Here is a 22791-nt window from a genome sequence, read left to right as displayed (position 1 = left end):
TTGCTTGCTAATTCAAAGCCTTAGGGTATAGCTTATGTCGAACTGGGGTTAATTACAAATTTTTTATCTTTTTGCTTGACTTGATGAACTGCTAATAAAATCAAGCGTCTAGGATTTTTGCAGAAAAATAGGCAAAAAAATGATAAAAATACAAGCTAGAATTACAATTTTTTTTAGGCTATATTGTGCGAAATAATAAAACAACCCCTAGATATAGTAGTTTTTTGCAAAACCTTGCAATAATACGGCAATGACTTTGCGATGCTACATACGTGATGTAGCTTTGGCTCAAAAGCGGTATTTAAAAGAGGCACACTCACTCACTATACTTTCGGTTAGCTATTTTACTTGGCATTTTTATCTCACCACCTCTCACTCAGCGCCTTTTTAATACATACAGATATGACGTTGATAAACAGGTAAAAAAAGGAACGTATTATGACTCGTACTGAAGATATCCTCGTGCAAAAACGCGATGGGCGTTTGGAAAAAATTGATTTGGATAAGATTCACCGAGTCATCGAGTGGGCAGCAGAAAGGCTCGATAATGTGTCTGTTTCGCAAGTAGAAATCAGCTCACACATCCAGTTTTATGACAAAATCACCACCAAAAGCATCCATGAAACCATCATTAAATCAGCCGCGGATTTGATTTCTGCAGCAACACCTGACTATCAGTATTTGGCAGCGCGATTGGCAATTTTTCATTTACGCAAAATCGCGTTTGGTCAATTTGAGCCACCGCATTTGTTTGACCATGTCACCAAACTGACCCAAGAAGGTCGTTACGATGCGCATATTTTGCAAGACTTTAGCAAAGAAGAATTTGATATACTCAATGACTATATTGACCACAACCGTGATTTAAGCTTTGCGTATGCCGCCGTCAAACAAATGGAAGGCAAATATTTGGTGCAAGACCGCGTCACCAAACAAGTCTTTGAAAGCCCACAATTTTTGTACATGCTCGTCGGTATGTGTCTGTTTGCCAGTTACGACAAACAATATGATAAGGCCGCGCGATTAGATTATATCAAGCGCTTTTATGACACCACGTCTACTTTCAAAATCTCACTGCCAACGCCAATCATGTCAGGCGTGCGTACCCCATCGCGTCAGTTTAGCTCATGTGTACTCATTGAATGCGATGATAGCTTAGACAGTATCAACGCCACCACCAGTGCCATCGTGCGGTATGTGTCACAGCGTGCCGGTATTGGTGTCAATGCGGGTCGTATTCGCGCATTAGGTAGTCCAATTCGTGGCGGTGAAGCGCAGCACACTGGCTGTATTCCTTTTTATAAACTATTCCAAACTGCTGTTAAATGCTGCTCACAAGGCGGCGTGCGCGGTGGTGCAGCGACCTTGTTCTACCCGATTTGGCATCTAGAAGTGGAAAATTTGCTGGTGCTCAAAAACAACCGCGGTGTAGAAGACAACCGTGTTCGCCACATGGATTATGGCGTACAAATCAATAAAACCATCTATCAACGTTTGATTAAAAATCAAAACGTGACCCTGTTTTCACCATCGGATGTGCCAGGTTTGTACGATGCTTTTTTTGCCGATCAAGCCGAGTTTGAGCGTTTGTATGAGCAATATGAGCAAGATGACTCCATTCGCAAACGCAGTGTGCCCGCGCAAGAGTTGTTTAGCTTGATGATGCAAGAACGTGCCAGCACGGGTCGTATCTATGTGCAAAACGTTGACCATTGCAACACCCATAGTCCGTTTGACCCAAGTGTCGCGCCAATTCGCCAATCTAACCTATGTATGGAAATCGCGCTACCGACCCAACCGCTTGACAACATCAATGATGAAAGCGGTGAAATCGCCCTTTGTACGCTGTCAGGGATTAACTTGGGTGAAATCAACCAACTAGAAGACATCAAAGAGCCAGCGGAATTGATCGTACGCGCCCTAGATGCCTTGCTTGACTACCAAGACTACCCGGTTATCGCTGCTAAAAATGGCTCTATGAAACGCCGCACGCTGGGTATTGGTGTCATCAACTATGCCTATTATCTTGCCAAAAACGGTACCAAATATTCAGATCCTACGGCGCTCGGTTTAACCCATCGCACTTTTGAAGCTTTACAGTATTATCTGTTGGTGGCGTCCAATAAACTGGCTAAAGAGCAAGGCGCGTGTCCTGCATTTGGCGATACCACGTATTCACAAGGTATTTTACCGATTGATACCTATAAAGCAGACATTGATGCGATTTGTAATGAGCCGCTACAACTCGACTGGGAAGCACTGCGTCACGATATCAAAACCCACGGTCTTCGCAACTCGACCTTGACCGCCTTGATGCCATCAGAAACCTCTAGCCAGATTGCTAACGCAACTAATGGCATTGAGCCACCTCGCGGTCTGGTATCTGTCAAAGCATCAAAAGACGGTATTTTAAAACAAGTGGTGCCTGAGATTGATAAGCTCAAAGATCAATACGAGCTATTATGGCAAATGCCAAATAACAAGGGTTATTTGAGTCTTGTGGCGATTATGCAAAAATTTATTGACCAAAGTATCTCAGCCAATACCAACTACGACCCAACCAAGTTTGAAGATAGCCGTGTACCGATGAAGGTGATGATTCAAGACTTGTTGATGGCGTATAAATTGGGCGTTAAGACGCTGTACTATCATAACACCCGTGACGGCGCAAATGATGCCCAAGACGACCTAGAAAATGGCTGTGCTGGCGGGGCTTGTACTTTATAAAAGATTATTTAGGGATAATACTGATGGATTATCCCTATTTTTTATTCAGTGATTTATCTTTTGTAAAAATAAATAAAAATGGCATATCTCATTAAATTGATTGTCTAAATCATTTTGACGTAATATCTAGGTTTTTATTATTAAAAGCCTAGAAATTTTCCTTGCATGGATTTTTATTACATAGGATGTTTGAACTTGAAAAACCCGTTGATTGTTTATGCCATTTTACTGATGAACCTTACCTCGTGTGCTTCTTTGCCGCAAACATATGACAGTCCGATTCCTGTCTATGTTGACTTGGGTGATGCCACACCTGCCACCACCCTGCCCAATTCAAAAGCCAATGTCAAAACTATGAGTCACTAAGGCTTGGTATCAGGCTTGTCCGATTGTGCCAGTTTTTCTGACCCCGCTACTTTATCTTTCACAGGTACAGTATTAGCAAAATTTGAATAGGTAATATCAATCGGTTTGCCCATCATCACACGGCTGGTCGGTAACGCATTTTTGAGTCCCACCTCTTTCATCATCTCCGCGATTTTTAAAATCATATCAGTTTGTTTTTGATTAAAATCCATCGCCCCTTTCACATTGAGATAGCATCGCACTTCAACAAGATACGCGTCTTGCTGAGTACCAGAGATACGCACTTGATTCCATACACTGTTGGTGTCCGGATGATTGGTGATATAAATTTGTGTTTGCTCCATAAATTCACGTAATTTATCGATGTCGCTATCGCGCGAGATATAGAATACTTGCGAAAAATGAAACATGTCGCGCTGTGAGACATTTTCAATACTCATCGATGAGAAGTTACCATTGGGAATTGTTACCACCGTGCGATCGGTGGTACGCAGACGGGTGGAGCGGATACCGATGTCTTCAACCGTACCTTCTTGCGTGCCAAAGCGACAGTAGTCGCCCACATTCACAGGCTGGTCAGCAACGACCGACACGCTGCCCACCAAGTTTTCAACCGTTTTTTGTGCACCCAAGGCCAACGCCACACCACCAATCCCCAATGCGGCAATACCTGTGGTTAAGTCGTAGCCTAGATTACCCAAAATCACAATGGTCGCAATCGCAATCAAAATCAATTTTACCACTTTTCGTAGCAGATTTAGGACAGATAGCCGCTCTGGATGATGGTTATTGCTGGCATAGTTTTCTGCACGTTTAAAAATCAAATCCAAAATTCGTAAAATCAACCATACCATGGATACCCAAGATAAAATATCGGCAAGGTTGGACGCCATATTGCGCACAACCAAATTAATACCCACTACAATCATGGCTTCTTTGATAATCACCGCTGTCAGCACCATTGCGGCAGGCACAACCACGCGCCCATCAATCGGAAATTGCTTTTCTTTATCTGGGTGAGTCGCTAGATAAATCCGCGTGATAATCATATATAAGATTTGGCTAATCAATAGACAGGCGAGATAAGTTGCTATCATGAGCGCAATCACTGCCGCAATGTGCCCAAGACTATAGCCTTTAATATCTTTCTCAATCCATTGTTTGGGAATGTACTTTTCTACCAGTGTCGGCTGGGTAACGAGTGATAACGACGCAACTTCTTGCAAGGTTTGTTGTGAAATCAGCCAAATATTGGTGCCGTTAGATTGTTTGACACGCTGCATTAAGATGTCGATACTCTTTTTGTCAGCCGTGGGATTGTTGATCTCCCCTACCTTATCGAGATTGGGCGCTAGTTTGTCATCGAGATTGCCGGTAGGGTCATTGCTAATTTGTAGCTGCTCGTTGATACGTCCGCCGCTATCGAGTGCCGATTTTAAAGATTCGAGCGTGCCACTGGGGTCTTTGGTAGAACTTAAATCCACATAACGACTGGCGAGCATCCAATCACTTTTTGCCAAGGCTTGAATAAATCCTTGCACGCTGCCGCGCGGGGTGTCCCGCCCAAAGGTATCTTGTGGGGTTGCCGTGCCGCTGGCGCTACTGGCTGATTTGCTGCTATCAGCCGCCCATACAGCGGTGGGTTTGACACTGGTGATAACCATGAGTAAAGCAAACAATGCCATCATAAAACAACGGCGGTATAAAGATGGTGCATCAGCATGACGCTGACATTGGTTAATAGACTTTAACAACTGCATAAACTTCCCAAAATTTGTAAAACGCTAAAACATAGTTAGGCTAAATAAACGGCCTTGATTTATGCTTTAAGAAATCTTAAATTGCAATGCGCTTATTCTGAATAAAGTATTTCGTCTTGTAGGTATAACTGCTAAAATACGCGCATTATTTGATTTTATCAGTTTTAAATTCCAAAAACACTTTTAAATGCATTGAGTTATTATGTTTAATTTACATCCACAACTAGCAAAAGATACTTTTTTGGTGGGCGAATTTCCGTTATCTACTTGCCGCTTGATGAACGACTGTCAATTTCCTTGGTTGATTCTAATTCCGCGTGTCCCAGGTATCAAAGAATTATATGAACTGTCCGCCAGTGACCAAGCCCAGTTTTTACGTGAATCTAGCTGGCTATCCAGTCAGCTTGCCAAAACTTTTCAAGCCGACAAAATGAACATCGCCGCGCTTGGCAACCAAGTACCGCAATTGCATTTTCATCATATCGTGCGCTACCAAAATGACATTGCTTGGCCCAATCCCGTATGGGGCAATCCAGCCATCCCCTATACCCCTGAGGTGCTGAGCCATATGCAGCAGACACTGATGATGGCACTGCGGGGTCATCGTGATATGCCATTTGATTGGCAAATGAACGTCTAAAAAAAATTTTACTACGAGGTAGACGAACTAAATTGCGTGAATCCATTCAAGGTCTTTCGACCAATCTAAAAAGTCCGAAATTCATTGAGTTGGTGGCATTTTTTGTTGTATTGCTTACCTTAACCTCTCTTGACGTACCGCCCATTTATCATATGCTCAGTATTTTGCTGTTGGTAGTAGGCGTTATTGTCACCACTTTGAGTGTTATCCGGCCCCATCACTACATTACTTCGGCCAGTGTATTAACCCTGATGGCGTTGGCAACGGGTATGTTGCAGTTTAACTATATCCCAAGCCTTGCGTTATGGTTGTTGATTTTAATTCGCCTGATTTTTTCCAATACCAAATACACCGTTTCGTTGGTATTATTAACCGTAGCAGTAGGTCTACTTAGTCTGATATTCGCGCATTTTTTATTACCTGCCATTAGTTTGTCGGCCAAGCAAGAAGACATTTTAAATTTCGCCATTGTATTTACCGATATCTTGATTGTTGGTTATCATATTTGGTCCATGGTAGTTCGCTTACACCAAAAAAATCAAATGCTTGCGCAGCAGCAGGCACGGATTGATACCTTAGTCAAGGTAACCAATAAATTAACCCGTTTTTTGCCTCCCCAGATTTGGCAGCCCATTGTCAAAAATAACACCAAGGTTGAAGTCATTAATCAACGTCGCAAGCTAACTATTTTGTTTTCGGACATTGTTGGCTTTACCGATTTGTCGGATCATATTAGCTCCGACCATTTAGCCAATATTTTAAATACTTACCTTGACCGTATGACCCAAGTGAGCCAAAAATATGGGGCGACCCTCGATAAGTTTTTGGGTGATGGGTTATTGTGCTATTTTGGCGATATGGGTGGTAATGACCGTGATAACGCGATTGCTTGTGCCAGTATGGCCATCGAGATGCGCCGTGAGATGGAAGTACTGCGCCACCAGTGGCGATTACTCGGTTTTGAAGGGCTGCATGTACGTATGGGTATCAATACTGGGTATTGTTATGTCGGTAATTTTGGCAGCCGCAATCGTATGACTTATACCGTGGTTGGAAAAGAGGCCAATTTTGCCTTTCGCCTTGAAACTGCCGCGCAAAACAATCAAATTTTGATCAGCGAAAGCACGTTTAATTTAATTGGTCATGTCCATCATTGCCAAGCCGTGGGGCAACTTAAGTTTAAGGGCTTTCAAGATGCCATGAATGTGTGGGAATTGCTTGAACCCAACAGGGAATCTATAGAGCAAACCGATTGGGTGGACTTTAGCTTACCTGGGTTTAACCTGCATTTAAATTTTCATGATATTCGTAATTATGATAAAAATGATATTACTAACCAGCTAAAATCTGCATTGGCGCTTGTTGAAGAAAAGCACAAACAATGATGTTGACGGTTTTGGCTCACCCGTTTTTTTAACTCAGCTATACTCTTAGCTTAGCTATGTTTAACTATTTACAGATACTAAAAAAGCCGAAGCATCCAGCTTCGGCTTTTTTTATACTATTGAATTAGGCATCAAACGAAGCCAATGCTTGGTTAAATGTCGCACTTGGCCGCATCACTTGGCTTAGTTTTTGTTGGTCTGGTTTATAGTAACCGCCAATATCCGCACCTTGACCTTGAACATCATTTAATTCAGCAACGATTTTGTCTTCATTTTCTGACAATGCTTGAGCAAGCGGCGCAAACTTGGTTTTAAGCTCGCTATCTTCCTCTTGGTTCGCCAATTCTTCTGCCCAGTATTTGGCTAGATAATAATGGCTGCCACGGTTGTCGAGCTCACCGGTACGGCGTGACGGTGATTTGTCGTTATCCAACAGTTTACCCGTTGCCAAGTCTAGGGTTTTTGCCAGTAATTTTATCCGTGGGTTGTTTTCTTTAATGCCCAAGTCTTCTAAAGATACCGCAAGCGCCAGCATCTCGCCGAGTGAATCCCAGCGCAAGTGGTTTTCTTCAACCAACTGCTCGACATGTTTTGGGGCTGAGCCGCCTGCCCCTGTCTCATAAAGACCACCGCCTTCCATCAATGGGACGATTGATAGCATTTTGGCTGACGTGCCTAATTCTAGAATTGGGAACAAGTCAGTTAAGTAGTCACGTAAGATGTTACCTGTGACTGAGATGGTGTCCAAACCACGCGCCACACGCTCAAGGGTATAACGCATCGCACGAACTTGAGACATAATTTGGATATCTAGCCCTGTGGTATCATGCTCTTGTAAGTATTTTTTTACTTTCTTGATGAGCTCATTTTCATGTGGGCGGTATGGGTCAAGCCAGAAGATAGCTGGCATGCCTGAGTTACGTGCACGCGTCACTGCCAGTTTTACCCAGTCACGAATTGGCGCATCTTTGACTTGACACATACGCCAAATATCACCTTCTTCAACATTTTGTGACATCAATACTTCGCCTGTCTCAATGTCAGTGATATTGGCAACGCCTGCCTCTGGGATTTCAAAAGTTTTATCGTGAGAACCGTATTCTTCCGCTTTTTGTGCCATTAAACCTACGTTTGGTACGGTACCCATGGTCGCTGGGTCAAAGTTGCCATGCCATTTACAGAAGTTGATGACTTCTTGGTAAATACGGGCAAAGGTCGATTCTGGCATCACCGCTTTACAGTCGTAAGGCTTGCCATCCGCTGCCCACATTTTACCACCGTTACGAATCATCGCTGGCATTGAGGCATCTACAATGACATCATTTGGCGAATAAAAGTTATCGATTCCCTTCGCTGAGTCCACCATTGCCAACGCGGGGCGATGTTCTTGACAGGCATGCAGGTCACGGACGATTTCTTCACGGATAGTGGTCGGTAGGGTTTCGATTTTTTCGTATAGTCCTGCCATACCGTTGTTAACATTAATACCTAGTTCGTCAAAGGTTTTGTTCCATTTTTCGAATGCATCTTTGTAATATACTCTTACGCAGTGACCAAATACGATAGGATGTGATACCTTCATCATCGTGGCTTTGACGTGTAGAGAGAACAGGATTTTACCTTCGCGGCAATCTTCTAGCTCTTTTTCATAAAACTCGATTAAGGCTTTTTTGCTCATAAACATTGAGTCAATCACTTCACCGTCTTGTAAGGCAACTTCGGGTTTTAGCACCAAAGCTTTGCCACTGTTGGTGATGAGTTCCATTTTAACTTTGCGCGCTTTATCAAGGGTCATTGATTTTTCGCCATGGTAGAAGTCCCCTTCTTCCATGTGAGAGACGTGGGTTTTTGACCATTGTTTCCATTCACCCATTGAATGCGGGTGTTTTTTGGCATAGTTTTTTACGGCAGCTGGGGCACGGCGATCGGAATTACCTTCACGTAATACGGGGTTTACCGCAGACCCTAAACATTTACCATAACGGGCTTTGAGGGCTTTTTCTTCGTCTGTGGTTGGGTTTTCTGGGTAATTAGGAATGTTGTAGCCTTTAGCTTGTAACTCTTCAATACATTCTTGCAGCTGAGCCACTGAGGCACTGATATTAGGCAATTTGATGATATTGGTGTCTGGGTCTTGAGTCAACCGACCAAGCTCAGCAAGATTATCGGTCACTTGTTGTTCTGGGGTCAGGTAGTCGGAGAACTCTGCCAATATACGCGCGGCAACGGAAATATCGGTTTTAGTGATTTCAACGCCAGCAGGTTTGGTAAATGTTTCAATAATAGGAAGTAGTGAATAAGTCGCCAGTAGCGGTGCTTCGTCAGTTAAGGTATAGATAATATTTGACTTTCCACTAGCCATAGAGAACCTCTTTTATATGAATGTTAATTGAGATACTAGATGATGCATCTAGCAGCGTGAGAAATTTCACAGTAAGTATTACTAATTAGGGGATAAAATGTGATTGACCATTTTAAACGCAAAGTATACGGTTACCGCATAATGAGTCAATAATGTATCTAGGAATACCTATATTTAGGAGAAAAATAATGCAGATGCGATGTATCCCTATCGATTAAGACAATCCCTTTTTTGTCATAGTGTACCACAGTATCACAGTGTCGAATATATCCAATCACTGACAGACGCGATGGCAACATCCTCAAATGTATAAAATTTTGGCTTTAAAATTGCTTGGTTATTTTACCCATGAGAATCAATAAGCTTACGCTACACTCAAGTTATCTGGCCGTACGTACCAATTTTTCACTCACTTCTTTTTCAATTAGCGCCATCTTGTTATTATCTAAAGGTTGATGCTCGGTGTTGTAGCGCCAACTATCGGCAGAACGGGTCAGACTGGCAAACCATAATGCCTTAGTATCAGTCGGCAGTTTGGTAAAAGCTAACTCACTAATCACATTGCCTTCATCATCACTGAGCTGACAAGACGCTTGTTTCGCTTTGCTAAGCGCATAGCCATGATAAGATGACACAATCATCACCACATGAAATACTTGCGGCGGCAGCTTACTTAAAAAAAGCACCATACTTTCTTGGTTTAAGTTGGCATCATTGAGTTTTGTGCTTTGATTGTTGTACGGGTCTTCTTTGCGGTCATCGATAGCGCCTAATGGTTTTTTGCCCAATAATTCATCGCCTTGATGACGCACTGATTGCGCTTTATCACGGACATTTTTGAACCAAACGGTTTCGATTACCTCGCCATATCGGTTACAAAGTAAGCAGGATAAGTCTAGGTCGATGGCTTGCGTGCGTTTTTTAAATTTATTGTAAAGCCCTGATTTTGGCATCTGTGTGTGCTGCCATTGCACGGTAAAATACCACTGCTTGAGTACCACATCCATATGCTCAACGGCTATACCTGTCGCTGTTTTATCATCTTCAAGTTGATCGTCTTGGGTAATGGCTAACTGATGACTTTTTTGCAAAATCTTGTCATCAGTCATGGGGTTGATTTTTGGCACTTTGTGTAGCGAATGGTGCAGCGGTGAGGTGCTTGCCAATACCGCCTCATTGGGGTTTTTATCGGTCAAATTGGATGAGTTGACGGGCGCTTTCACTTCAACCGATGGTGCTGGCGTTGGGTCGGCAAACTGCGTCGAAATAATCTGGTACGTTTCTGTAGTAGTGCTGGGTGTCAGATTATCAGGCGATTTGACAGCGTTAACAATCGGCGAATCGTCCGTCAAATCACTGTATAAAATCGTGGTTTTTGGGTTGCTAGGCTGCTGTGAGTTGGTGTCGGTGGCAGTGGATTCAAGGGTGTTATTATCAGTATGTTTCATAAAATTCTCGAAAAATCGGACAAAGTAGTTAGTTTACTTGGGCGTTTGTTAGTTATTCGCTTATTGTTTGGGCGGTGGGTTGTTGGTTTGGCGTTTGGGTTTCAAAGACGGCGATTGATAAAATCTCAGGCTCGATTTTTCGCAGTCCTTTACCAAAACCGCGTAGCCACCATACCAGTTGGGAGGTCATGTTCACTGTGGCTGTGATATGCAATCCTTCGTCGTCTTCCCAGCTTTGCTGATCAGTTGATAATGGGCTTTCAAGCAAACTTGCCCCCGATAACGGATGAAACAGTAACTGCACTTGCTGTATGGGGGGCTCGTGGTTGTTTTTTTCGCTCTCAGGCATGAGTTTTTGGAACAACGGATAATTAAACCCCATCGCGCCTGTGTTGATGTAATTGTCTAAATTAAAATCTTTCGGGGTTTGCGCGTCGCTTGCGCTCACTTCCGCACTTTCAAAACGGTGCAAAGCAAATTGGCGCACATCGTCAGACGCTCTGTCAGTTCGCGAGGCAATCAAGTAAATCACCACACCACGCTGCACAATGGCTAGCGGATTTAAGGTGTATTTTTGCGCTTCCTCTCGCCCGCGCGCTTTATAACAGGCGATGAGTTTTTTATTTTGAAACAATGCATCATAGACGGCGTCTTTGGCGGCTGGATTGACCGATGGCGGGATGAGCGGTTGATTGGCTGACAGGATACGCACTCTATCGAGCCAAGTGTTTGCCACTTTGCTTTCTTTGAGTTGCCGATTCGCTAGGTCAAACCACGGAATCAATTCATCTAAAATAGCCGGCGGTAATAGCTGGGTCAAATTATGGCGCATCATACTAAACGCCACCGCTTGCGACAAATTCATGTGCGGCAAGCTTTGCATCGGTGCATCTTCACGCCAGCGCCAACCTTGTGGATTGGTATTGTTTTTTTCAATCGGAAAACGCGTTGCCAAAGCGTTTAAATCTCGCTGAATAGTTCGCAAACTGATATCAAAACCCATCAAATCAAGCTGTTCTTTGATATGGGTGGTACCGAGCCAACGTTTGCGATCCAGCTGTGAGAGGATTTGCCATTGCCGAGCCGTCGTTGCGGTTGCATTGTTGGCAAGCGATTTACTCATGGCAATTCTCCATACGCAGGTAAAAGATAGATAATTAAAAAACAGCCAGTTAAAAGATATCTAGTTAAAAGACAAACGGTTAAATCATAGCCAGCTAAGCGCCAAAGTCTTACTAAAATTTAAAAAAATTAACGCTAAAAATTAACACCTTGATACCTGCATAATTTAGCAAAATTTAGCGCATTATAGGTAATAAATTATATTAACATGTCATTTTATGTCGTTTATCATCTTTATTGGGTGTTATGGTTATCAGATTGTGTATGAATGAGCAAAAACGCTTGATTAGAGGAGCACACCCTTTTTTACCCTTAACTGTAATTTGGTTTGTCCATTAAATAAATTTTTCTCCAGCTCATAGAGTAAATGCACTTTTGACACACTGCGATTGATGGCAGACAAAGCTATCGCGTCAAAGTCAGCATTAAACCAAATCGCTTCGATAGTAAAAGGGACATCGGGATACGATAACCATAATTTTAAATGCCGCTCTTTTAACACCCGATAATCCTGCACCACAAACACCCCATCAAATATCGGTGGCACAAAACCATGTCCCCAAATAGCCAACGTCTGCAAGCTATCTACAAAATCGACCGTGAATTCACCAGCTGTCAATTCGCCATCGCTATATAACGTCTCTGCAAATACCTCATCAGCCACCGCTGCAATTACCTCATCAAACGCTTTACAAAACGGCTCAAAGTTTTTTCGTTTGATTGTCAGACCTGCCGCCATCGCATGCCCGCCAAAGTGGCTAATAAGTTCGGGATAGGTTTGCGCGACTGATTCAATGGCATCACGGATATGAATGCCTTCAATGGAGCGTGCAGAGCCTTTGATAGGATCGTCATCTTCAATCAATGACGTATCCGCAGGGGCAAACACGATAGCAGGCACATGGTAGCTTTCTTTTAGCCTGCCTGCGACGATGCCAATCACCCCTTGGTGCCAATCATCTTGATACAAAATAATACTGCGTTTGCGGTGCGTTACTTGATTTACGGCGCTTTGCTCAGATGGATTCTCAAGCGTTGTTAATACACTATCAGCTTGTTGTCGCATGCCCTGCTCGACTTGGCGGCGCTCTTGATTGAGTTTATCGAGCTGATGCGCAAGCCGCTGTGCCTCCCCCCAATCATCGGTAAGTAAGCAGTCAATGCCTATCCGCATACTATCCATACGACCTGCGGCGTTGATGCGGGGTCCTAAAATAAAACCAAAATCTTGAGCCGTGATGTCGGCTGCCTGCCGACTCGCCTGCTCCAACAACGCCAAAATACCCACACAGCAACGACCTTGCTTGATGGCTTGGATGCCTTGGTGTACCAAGATGCGATTATTTTGGTCTAATACGCCCACATCCGCCACCGTACCAAGTGCCACCAAATCAATATAGCGACTCACTTGGGTGGTGGATTTGTTGGCTTGGCGTCTGACCTTGGCAAGGTTGCCTAGCACATAAAATGCCACCCCAACCCCTACCAATGATTTACTAGCAAAATCACAGCCCAGCTGATTGGGATTGACCACGGCATCGGCGTTTGGTGTCGCCTGCGTCGTCAGGTGATGATCGGTAATAATCACCGTTAGCCCTTTGGCTTTGGCAAGCTCGACCCCCGCATGGCTGGAGATACCATTATCAACCGTGACAATCACATCAGGATGATAGGTTTCAATACCTAGCGCAACAATTTCTGGCGTCAGTCCATAACCGTACTTAAAACGATCGGGCACCAAAAACTCAACCTGCGCACCCATTTCACGTAACACCCTTACCATCAGTGCCGTGCTAGTCGCGCCATCGCAGTCAAAATCACCCACAATCAGTATTTTTTGCTGCGTATCAATCGCCTTGTCAAGCAGCGCCACTGCCTTGGTAATGCCAGTCAGCGAATTTGCAGGTAACATCTTATTGAAGGCGGTGTCTAAATTTGCCATATCTTGCACGCCCCGCCCAGCCAAAACGCGGGCTAATGTCATCGATGTCTGCGCCAACGGCTGTAAATCGCGGGGAATCTCGTCAATATGGGTCGCACTAAAACGGGGAGTCACAGTCAACATAAATTTATCATGGTTGCCAAATAAAGTAGAGAGAACAAACTAGCATAATGAGAGTGAATAGGCAAAATTACAACAGCAAAATGATGAAAAACACCCCATCAGCTTTCGTAGCTATTTGTGCGTTTTGCATATCGTAATAATGCCACTACAAACCATTAGCATTTTTTTGCAAAAAGATGCTTATTCATACGTTTACACTCAGTTATAATCAAACCAAAGAGTCATTACTTACCATTAATGAAACAGTATCAATGACCATTAATGAATAATCATCTCTTGTTGCAAGCGTTTTGCAATACTACCTTTACTATTGATAATTGAAATTTTTTAGAAGGAAAAATTATGTCAGCAGAAAATTCGACCAAAACCATCGACCCAAAACTTGACTTAGAAAAAATCAAACGCGAATGTGAGGCGATGATTAAAAGTAAAGCCAAAATATCGGCAGCAGCCGCGGTTGTTCCTGTGCCGCTGCTAGACGTTGCGGTGGACGCCACGCTGTTATCAAAATTGCTACCTGAAATTTCTGCTAAATTTGGTTTAATTGAACCCGCCCAAACAGCTGTAGATTTGAACAACGGCGCACAAATCAACCAATTAAAAGATAAAGCAGTGGATTTTGCAGGGTTAGTGGTGACGCGCAGTATCGCCAAAAAAACTTTCCAAGGTTTTGGTAGTCGTATTATCGCTAAGCAGGTCACCAAATTTGTACCATTTGGTGGTCAATTAGTGGCAGGTACCATCGGTTATTTGATGTTTAAAAAAATTGCTGAAAATCACATCAATGAATGCTACCAAAAAGCTAAAAAATTACAGCAACAAGCCAACTAACTGTTGATACGAAAGCTTGTATCAAAACCCCTTTAGTTACTAGAGGGGTTTTTTATTGAAAAATTCTCAAGCTTTAATGAGCAATAACCAAGCAAAAGTAATAGCTTATGTAACGATATTTTTCTACAATGTGTCTTTAAACTATTTTTTTGGGTCAAGTTATGCGTTATACCTGTCAGACATCACCACGTTTTATCAAAAAGCCATTTTTTAATATCCATCCAATAACGCAAAGCGTTTTGGTGATTATTGGCATGTCCATGACTGGTGTTAGCGCTCATGCGGCGACTAGCGACGCTGCTACTAGCGAAGCTGAAACGACGTTGCCGAGCCTTACTTTTACCACCACGGCAACCAAAACGCCGACGCTTGTCAAGAATACCATCGCCCAAACCAGCGTGATTGATGAAGAACAATTACAACGTTATCGCGGTCAAAGCGTGATTGATGTACTTCGTGGACAAGGTGGCATATATGTTACTCAAAATGGTGGGGATGGTGCGAGCAGTGGTGTCAGATTGCGTGGTTACTCCAATAGTCAAGTCTTAGTATTAATCGATGGGATTCGTTACAGCTCTGCAACCGCAGGTGGAGCAGCATTATCGCTGTTACCAGTCGACCAAATCGATAGAATAGAAATAGTTTATGGTGCTTCTGGCTCAAGTCTTTATGGCTCAGATGCGATGGGCGGCGTGATTCAAGTCTTTACTAAAGGTCAAAACGCCCAACAGTCTAATGTCGCATTGACTGTTGGCGGTGGCACAGAAAACAGCTATAAAGGGCAAATTACAGGACAACTGGTTAATTCTGCAACGACTTTAAGCCTTTCTACGGGTTATGAAAAGACCAATGGCATTGACGCGACGAAACCTTACGCTCAGTTCGGCATACATCATGCTGACAAAGACGGTTTTGAGTCCAAAAACGCAAGTTTGGTCGCCAAGCATAAAGTCAATGACAATGTTGAAATTGGAGCAACAGGATTATTTGCAAAATCCACTACAGATATTGATAGTGGTTCAGAAGTGCCAAACGCGTATGCTGACCAAAAAAACGCGGCTGTCTCAGCTTTTGCCGATTATCAACAAGATAAACTGTCTGCCAATATTAAATATGGTCAAAGTTATGATAAATCTACCACGTATGATGGTGCAGATTGGCAAACAGGTCGCCTAGACGATGTAATCAATACGACTCAGAAACAAGTAACCATACAGCTTGGCTATCAGTTGCCACTCGGTAAGCTTATCGGTGGTTATGAGAATTTAAAACAAGAAGTTGATAGCTCTAATGATTATGACGTGACCCACCGCACTATCAACAGTGGGTTTTTGGGATATCAGCTCGCTCAAGATAAATATGATGTGCAATTAAATGTGCGTCACGATGATAACTCACAATTTGATAGCAAAACCACCTACAATGTGGGCGGTGCGTATCGTCTTAGCCCCAACACTCGCATTGGTGCATCATACGCAACCAATTTTCGTGCCCCCACATTCAACGATTTGTATTGGCCAGGCTCAGAAAATCCCAACTTAAAACCTGAAACCAGCAAAAATGCAGAAATCTTTATTGAAAACAGCAATCATCATCAACACACACGCCTAACAGCCTACCAATCTAAATTTACCGATAAATTAGCTTGGGTAACCACCGACCCACTTACTTATGCAGGTCAAATGCAAAATATAGATAAAGCGGATATTAATGGTATTTCGTTAACCAGTGACTGGCAGTTAAATAATACTTTATTTGGTCTAGGTTATGATTATCTAGATACTGAAGATAAAAAAACGGGCAAAGAATTAATTTATCAACCCAAAAACAAAGGTATTGTTTACCTAGGCTATCAACAGCCAAAATATGACATTCGAACGGAGCTACAACACGTCGGAGAGCGTTATCGTGATGCCAACAATTCACAAACTCTAGACAGCTACACCTTGTTGAACCTGACTGGGAATTATTATGTCAGTCCCAACCTAACCATTAGCAGCCGACTTAACAATCTCACAGATAAAGATTATGAGACAGTTTATGGCTATCGACAAAAAGGCATTAATTCCTTCATCTCACTAACCTACCAATGGTTCTAATTTTTATATCTGCAGTACATCAAAGGGCATAGATTTTATGCCCTTTTTTTATATGTCTTTTTTTAGCAATTAAGTTTTAAATTTTGCACTATTTTGGTTCAAAATATATCATACTACAAACAACCCGTTGCTATAAATGAGTGATTTTTTTATATTCAATGACTGATTTGCTGCCCATCGTTCTATTATTTATCTGTTGTGACAATAATCCAAACATTATCCAATAGGTTGTTGGCATTTAAATTGCACTTTAACCATTGCTCAAATTTGTGGTAGTTATCCAATGACCCATCCTACTTTTTTACCTAGTCTTAAATCCAACCAGAACCTGTTTGAGGACATGTTCAATAACCTACTATCGGGGTTAATTGTCGCTGACAGCAACTATGAGTGCGTCTATATCAATGCGACGGCAGAGCAGATTTTGTCAGTCAGTCAGCAGCATTTACTTCATAAAAATGTTATCGATATTTTAACCCCCGCAAACTATGAAAAATTACTAACGCAAGCATCAGAGCAATCGCATACGGATGATGGCCCGATAACCCATAAAAAAACCAAAGCACAGGTCAAATTGGCACTGCAAAACCAATTTGAACATACCAAAAAAATGTACCAAGCCTTCATCCATCATGATTGCACCATTTTAGGGCTAAGCACTCAAGGGATTGGTGCACCATTATTGGTCGATTATGGGGTTTCCCCATTAGAAACCGCTGCGGGTTTTTTCTATTTGATCGAAATTTGGGCAAAAGATCGCGAAAGTCGTATTCAACAAGAACAATATCAAAATCACCAACATTTGATAACCCGCCAAATGATTCGCAGTATGGCACACGAGGTCAAAAACCCTTTAGCAGGCATCCTTGGGGCAAGCCAACTGCTTGAGAAGAATTTTAATCAAATCATGAAATCTGATGGGATTGTGCGCTATATTAACGACACCCAGGCGCAAAAGGTCGCCAATTATCTGAGTATCATCATGGATGAGACCAGACGACTCAACAACTTGGTGACCCAATTGCTGGGCGCGCCAAATTTGCCCAACTGGCAAGTAATCAACGTGCATGAGCCCCTGCAGCATGTGCTAACGTTGGCAGAAATACAAAACCCCAATATTAGTCTAGTCAGAGACTTTGATTTATCGTTGCCAGAAATCACCGCTGATAAAGACCAGCTTGTACAAGTATTTATGAATATCGTCAATAATGCGATACAAGCGCTCAATGAAAACGACATTGTGTCGCCTGTCATCACGGTAAAGACCCGTATTCAGCACCAACAAACTATTGGCGATATACGACATAAAAGCGTCTTGCGGGTTGATTTTATTGATAATGGCTTGGGCATTGATAGTGAGTTGTTACCGCAAATTTTTTATCCTTTGGTCACAGGACGCGCCAATGGTACAGGATTGGGACTGGCACTTGCTCATGACATTATTCAGCGCCATCAAGGGCAAATCAGTGTGACCTCTCAGCCAGGTGAAACCCTGTTTACGATTTTTTTACCTTGGCAAATTCGGCAAATAACCAAATGATAGTTTAAGCGTGGTACACCACAGCATCATGACTGATCGGCTATGAATTTTTAAATACTACAGTTTCCCATATAGGGTTTTTATATGACTTATACCAATAATAAAACGCCAACCACCGAGCCTATTGTTTGGGTCATCGATGACGACCAAGCGTTACGTATGATTTTAGAAGATACGCTGACAGATAGTGGGTTTCAAGTGCAAACCTTTGGCAATGCGCAATCGGCGTGGCGGCTGCTACAAGATAGTGGGCAAGACAGTCAACCGAAGAGTGACAATAGTGCCTCCTTACCAAGCATCATCGTCACCGATATTCGAATGCCGATGATGAACGGCTTGGACTTTAGCAGTAAAATCAAACAAGCCTTTGCACAAATTCCTGTCATCATCATGACCGCGCATGCCGATGTGCAGTCTGCGGTGGATAGCTATCAATCAGGCGCATTTGATTACTTACCCAAGCCGTTTGAGTTAGATGATGCCATTGCCATGGTAAAAAAAGCTTGCCTGCAAAGCCAGTCAAACCAAACACAAAAGCTCAGTAAGTCTGAGAACTACAACGACTCTCTGATTCGTGATGCACAGCAGCCGCCAGCGCAAAAAGTAGCAGTCGCGCCAGAAAAAGCCCCCACCAACCCATCGGGCATCATCGGGCAATCGATTGCCATGCAAAAAGTCTTTCGTGCGATTGGTCGCTTGTCGCATATGCCGATGACAGTACTCATCACCGGCGAATCAGGTACGGGTAAAGAGCTGATTGCCAGTGCCTTACACGAACATTCGCCACGCAAATCCAAACCATTTATCGCGCTCAATATGGCGGCGATTCCGCATGATTTGATTGAAGCTGAACTATTTGGTCATGAAAAAGGCGCGTTTACGGGTGCGACTACCACGCGTCAAGGACGTTTTGAGCAGGCGCATGGCGGCACTTTATTTTTGGATGAAATCGGCGATATGCCTTTACCAACGCAGACGCGTTTGCTGCGCGTCTTGGCCAATGGTGAGTTTTACCGTGTCGGTGGTCTCAAACCCATTAAAGTCGATGTACGTATCATCGCAGCGACCCATCAAAACTTAGAAACCCTTGTGCAGCAAGGCAAGTTTCGTGAAGATTTGTTTTATCGGCTCAATGTCATTCGACTGGCGCTACCTTCCCTACGTGAGCGCCGCGAAGACATTCCGCTGTTAATCGATTTTTTTATGCAAAATATCGCCAAAAGCATGCATACCTCGACCAAAACCATCACACCGTCTGCCATGCATATTTTGCAAAGCTATCATTGGCAAGGTAACGTGCGTCAACTTGAAAATACCTGCCGCTGGCTCAGTGTGATGACAACAGGGCAAACCATTCAGCCCAGTGATTTGCCACCCGAGATTTTACAAGCGTTTGAATCGCAAGATAGTACGCCTATAACTACACGTGAGCCCAATACACATAAGACACATAACTATCAGCACGACACTCAGTTTGAGGCACCTGCTAGCAAACATCTGTCATCTTTGCCAGCTCGCAGTGACAGCCCCAGTGTTAATCTCAGTCCCCATTCGAGTGAGCTACCAACGCCTTTGCCTACTACGACGGTCGTACCGACCTTACCTGCACCACAAGCTGGCGCAACTGCAGATTGGATCACGCCACTGCAAGTCTGGGCACAGCAAGCACTGGCTGAAGGACAGTATGACATTTTGCAAACCGCTTATCCGATGTTTGAGAAATGTTTGCTCGAAGTGGCACTTGCCCATACTGCTCAGCATAAAGGACAAGCGGCTGACCTACTCGGTTGGGGGCGCAATACCGTGACCCGAAAATACCAGCAGTTGATTGAAGGCAGACCCGTTAAGCCATCATGATTGAGACAAGGTCAATTCACAAAGTACTGGTTATCATAAAAAATGGCTGTCAGTCGGTCGTTACTGACTTACAGCCACTATCACCTTCAAATCCACTCAACCATACCGAGCTTTGGTATGGGGTATGGTATTCAACTCACTCCCCGCCTACAGCCGTTGTGGTTAAACAATTACTACCTCACTTTAGCGCAACCAATCTCGCCCATTTTGAGCAAGAAATTAACGCCCTTCATCATTGCCAAAGCCTAGCGATAGACAGCACCCATGCGACAAGCGGCATTCCCACGCTGTATGCTTCAAACGTTCTACCCGACACCCTCATCTTTGACCAACAGCAGCCGCAGCAATCTGTTAGTCCCTGTCTGGTCATGTCCTATCATTCAGGGGAGACGTTAAAATCCTTGATGTATGCGCATGCTAAATTGCCCATACTCAGTCTTCAGCAAAAAATGACCATTTTTTTACATAGTTGCCAAGTGGTCAACCGTTTACATCAATGTGGGCTGATGCATTTGGATCTTAAACCCGCCAACTTTATTGTAAAACCCAATCTTGAGGTGGTGTTAATTGATTTTGGTTTGAGTGATTTTGGTGTTAGCGATGCTATGGGAAAAAATGCTTCACTGAACTGCAAAACTTACACTGCTGGTACACCCGCCTACATGAGTCCTGAGCAATTCACAGGACAGCCTGTTGACAAGTTTAGCGACTACTATAGCTTGGGGGTGATATGGTATGAATTATTGATGGGATATCTGCCTTTTATGGCAGATGATTATCCTAATTGGGCAATCGCGCATTGCCAACAGCCCGTGCCTTTTTTATGCCCAAATCATCAGTTATCAGAATTTGCTTGCCAAGCTTGCCAGCCTTTTATTGACAAGTTGCTGGCAAAACGTGTGGAAAACCGTATTAATGACTTATCGAATATTATCAATGCGCTAAAAATTTTACTTAACCAATAAAAAATACGATTTTTTTAAAAAAACCCCTTGCCAAAGCGAAAATTTTCTATATAATAGCCAACCACAAAGACACTGATACAAATATTGAGTCAACACTTTGAGGCAACTCATGGGGCTGTGGCGAAATTGGTAGACGCACTGGATTTAGGTTCCAGCGCCGCGAGGTGTAAGAGTTCGAGTCTCTTCAGCCCCACCACTCAAATCGGTATTAGTTAAATTAACCTGCCTCTCGCAGGTTTTTTTATGCCCAAAATTCCTGTCTATCTTATCTCACCATTGCTTACTGTTAGCCCGTATGTTGCTCACTGTGTTGCTAAAAAATTTTTAACTGATTGCCAACTAGCTACTTTTTAGCTTGCATCTAGTATTAACTGCCCCATCTCTATAGTTAGCTTGTTTATTGCTAACTATGTTAATTTTTCTACTGCCTTTTACAAGCCTATATTCCTATGAAAATTTTACAATCGCCCTATTACCAGCCGCGAAAGCTGCTCAGCGCCTCCTCTGAGCCGCCCTATACTGTTCAACTTATTGAAGACAACATCCAATACGCTAGCAAATATAACCCTTTTGAGTCGCTACTCGATGATATTTTCCCTGGGGTGCATGTTGGCAACCATGATATGGTGATTCGCAAAGAGCAGCTTAAAGATTTTGAGCGTTGCACCGATTTTACTACCGTCGCCTATTCGCATAAAAATAATACATTGTATGAGCGTGAAGCTTGTTATTTTCATCCCAAATATGAAGTGTTCATGCTCACCAATGAAGATTTGTCAAATGACTATGACGAATACATCTTTGAGTCAGGCTTGTTAAAAGTCGTCAGTATTTACTATATTTCGACCAATCCGCATTCGGCGGCAAGTGTCAAAAACGTGTTTGATGAATACTTGCAAAAGTATGTCTCGCAAGAGGCTAAAGTATCGATTTTACTTAAAGAAGTCCATGGTTTTGTGTTTAAAACCCATCGTATCAAGCCATTTCCCATCAATTTAGATACCATGTATCACGAGGATTTTCTGCCTGTGCATCAGCATATCAAAGAGTCACTCAATCACGATGGTAAAGGCGTGGTACTGTTGCATGGCGTGGCGGGCTCAGGTAAAACCAACTATATCAAATGGCTAACCAGCCAAGTGCCTAATAAAAAATTCATCTTTGTGCCCACTACTATGATTGGGTATTTGACCAACCCTGAATTTATGTCACTATTGGTGGATAATAAAAACTCGGTATTAGTGCTTGAAGACTGTGAAAACTACATTGCCGAACGTAGCATTGATAACGCCAATACCGATGTGGTATCGGCGATTTTGAACATTGCTGATGGTATGCTGTCGGATGTGTTGGAGTGTCAGTTTATTTGTACCTTTAACTCCGATATCTCAAAAATTGACCCCGCGCTGCTGCGTAAAGGTCGATTGATAGCTGAGTATAAATTCAAAGAATTGTCCGTTAAAAAATCCAACGCGTTTTTGGCATCGATTGATAAAGCTATCACCGTCAATAAACCGCACTCATTGGCAGAGCTAACCAACATGGATCATCTGTCCTATCGAGAGAAACAAGCAGAAAAACCCAAATTTGGTTTTGTATAATCATTAATTATAATCATTAGCGA

At 43.0% G+C, this 22791-nt stretch carries 15 protein-coding genes and 1 tRNA gene; 11 read left to right on the top strand and 5 right to left on the bottom strand.

Annotation, left to right across the window (positions count from 1 at the left end):
• Window positions 1–438: 438 nt before the first annotated feature.
• Both nrdA and RT422_RS06250 read left to right on the top strand, forming a co-directional pair.
• The gene (nrdA, locus tag RT422_RS06255; protein WP_313421676.1) at window positions 439–2727 is read left to right on the top strand and encodes a class 1a ribonucleoside-diphosphate reductase subunit alpha; all 2289 of its coding nucleotides are present in this window, start codon (window positions 439–441) and stop codon (window positions 2725–2727) included.
• A 195-nt stretch (window positions 2728–2922) separates the two neighbouring features.
• Window positions 2923–3093 carry a hypothetical protein gene (locus RT422_RS06250; RefSeq protein WP_313421675.1) on the top strand — a complete coding sequence of 57 codons (171 nt, stop codon included), beginning with the start codon at window positions 2923–2925 and terminating at the stop codon, window positions 3091–3093.
• Here RT422_RS06250 and RT422_RS06245 read toward each other — a convergent pair.
• Window positions 3090–4853, bottom strand: a complete 1764-nt coding sequence (locus RT422_RS06245; RefSeq protein ID WP_313421673.1) for a mechanosensitive ion channel family protein — start codon at window positions 4851–4853, stop codon at window positions 3090–3092. The two genes, RT422_RS06250 and RT422_RS06245, sit on opposite strands and share 4 nt — an antisense overlap.
• Before the next feature lie 202 nt (window positions 4854–5055).
• Between RT422_RS06245 and RT422_RS06240 the strand changes: the two genes are divergently transcribed.
• A complete protein-coding gene (locus tag RT422_RS06240) occupies window positions 5056–5493 on the top strand; it encodes an HIT domain-containing protein (protein WP_036601311.1) in 438 nt (145 codons plus the stop codon).
• A gap of 32 nt (window positions 5494–5525) precedes the next feature.
• Window positions 5526–6878 carry an adenylate/guanylate cyclase domain-containing protein gene (locus tag RT422_RS06235; protein WP_313421672.1) on the top strand — a complete coding sequence of 451 codons (1353 nt, stop codon included), beginning with the start codon at window positions 5526–5528 and terminating at the stop codon, window positions 6876–6878.
• Between the two features lie 124 nt (window positions 6879–7002).
• Here the strand turns inward: RT422_RS06235 and RT422_RS06230 are convergent, their stop codons facing one another.
• The 4 genes from RT422_RS06230 to recJ form a co-directional block, all read right to left on the bottom strand.
• On the bottom strand, window positions 7003–9240 hold the full coding sequence (locus RT422_RS06230; protein ID WP_313421671.1) for an NADP-dependent isocitrate dehydrogenase: 2238 nt from the start codon (window positions 9238–9240) through the stop codon (window positions 7003–7005).
• A gap of 380 nt (window positions 9241–9620) precedes the next feature.
• Entirely contained in the window at window positions 9621–10688 is a 1068-nt protein-coding gene (locus RT422_RS06225; protein ID WP_313421669.1) for a TerD family protein, read from the bottom strand.
• A 52-nt stretch (window positions 10689–10740) separates the two neighbouring features.
• Entirely contained in the window at window positions 10741–11811 is a 1071-nt protein-coding gene (locus RT422_RS06220) for a helix-turn-helix transcriptional regulator (RefSeq protein WP_313421668.1), read from the bottom strand.
• A 285-nt stretch (window positions 11812–12096) separates the two neighbouring features.
• Window positions 12097–13875 (bottom strand): single-stranded-DNA-specific exonuclease RecJ, encoded by a 1779-nt coding sequence (gene recJ, locus RT422_RS06215; RefSeq protein ID WP_313421667.1) that lies wholly within the window; start codon window positions 13873–13875, stop codon window positions 12097–12099.
• 342 nt (window positions 13876–14217) lie between these two features.
• On the opposite strand from recJ, the gene RT422_RS06210 reads away from it, so the two are divergent.
• The 7 genes from RT422_RS06210 to RT422_RS06180 all read left to right on the top strand — a co-directional run bounded on the left by RT422_RS06210 (window position 14218) and on the right by RT422_RS06180 (window position 22768).
• A complete protein-coding gene (locus RT422_RS06210) occupies window positions 14218–14706 on the top strand; it encodes a hypothetical protein (RefSeq protein ID WP_284034227.1) in 489 nt (162 codons plus the stop codon).
• A 161-nt stretch (window positions 14707–14867) separates the two neighbouring features.
• Window positions 14868–16805, top strand: a complete 1938-nt coding sequence (locus RT422_RS06205) for a TonB-dependent receptor domain-containing protein (protein WP_284034228.1) — start codon at window positions 14868–14870, stop codon at window positions 16803–16805.
• Between the two features lie 283 nt (window positions 16806–17088).
• On the top strand, window positions 17089–18345 hold the full coding sequence (locus RT422_RS06200) for an ATP-binding protein (RefSeq protein ID WP_313421666.1): 1257 nt from the start codon (window positions 17089–17091) through the stop codon (window positions 18343–18345).
• Between the two features lie 84 nt (window positions 18346–18429).
• On the top strand, window positions 18430–20202 hold the full coding sequence (locus tag RT422_RS06195; protein WP_313421665.1) for a sigma 54-interacting transcriptional regulator: 1773 nt from the start codon (window positions 18430–18432) through the stop codon (window positions 20200–20202).
• Complete coding sequence (locus RT422_RS06190) at window positions 20199–21167, top strand: serine/threonine-protein kinase (RefSeq protein WP_284034231.1); 969 nt, start codon at window positions 20199–20201, stop codon at window positions 21165–21167. The genes RT422_RS06195 and RT422_RS06190 overlap by 4 nt, the downstream gene beginning before the upstream one ends.
• Before the next feature lie 111 nt (window positions 21168–21278).
• Window positions 21279–21363: transfer RNA gene (locus RT422_RS06185), tRNA-Leu, on the top strand.
• 253 nt (window positions 21364–21616) lie between these two features.
• On the top strand, window positions 21617–22768 hold the full coding sequence (locus RT422_RS06180; RefSeq protein WP_239742727.1) for an AAA family ATPase: 1152 nt from the start codon (window positions 21617–21619) through the stop codon (window positions 22766–22768).
• The last annotated feature ends 23 nt before the right edge of the window (window positions 22769–22791 follow it).

The sequence above is a fragment of the Moraxella sp. CTOTU49803 genome (assembly GCF_032097965.1).
GTDB lineage: Bacteria > Pseudomonadota > Gammaproteobacteria > Pseudomonadales > Moraxellaceae > Faucicola > Faucicola tetraodonis.
Note: the sequence above shows the minus strand (reverse complement) of the source record. Positions and strands in the feature narration are given on the sequence as shown.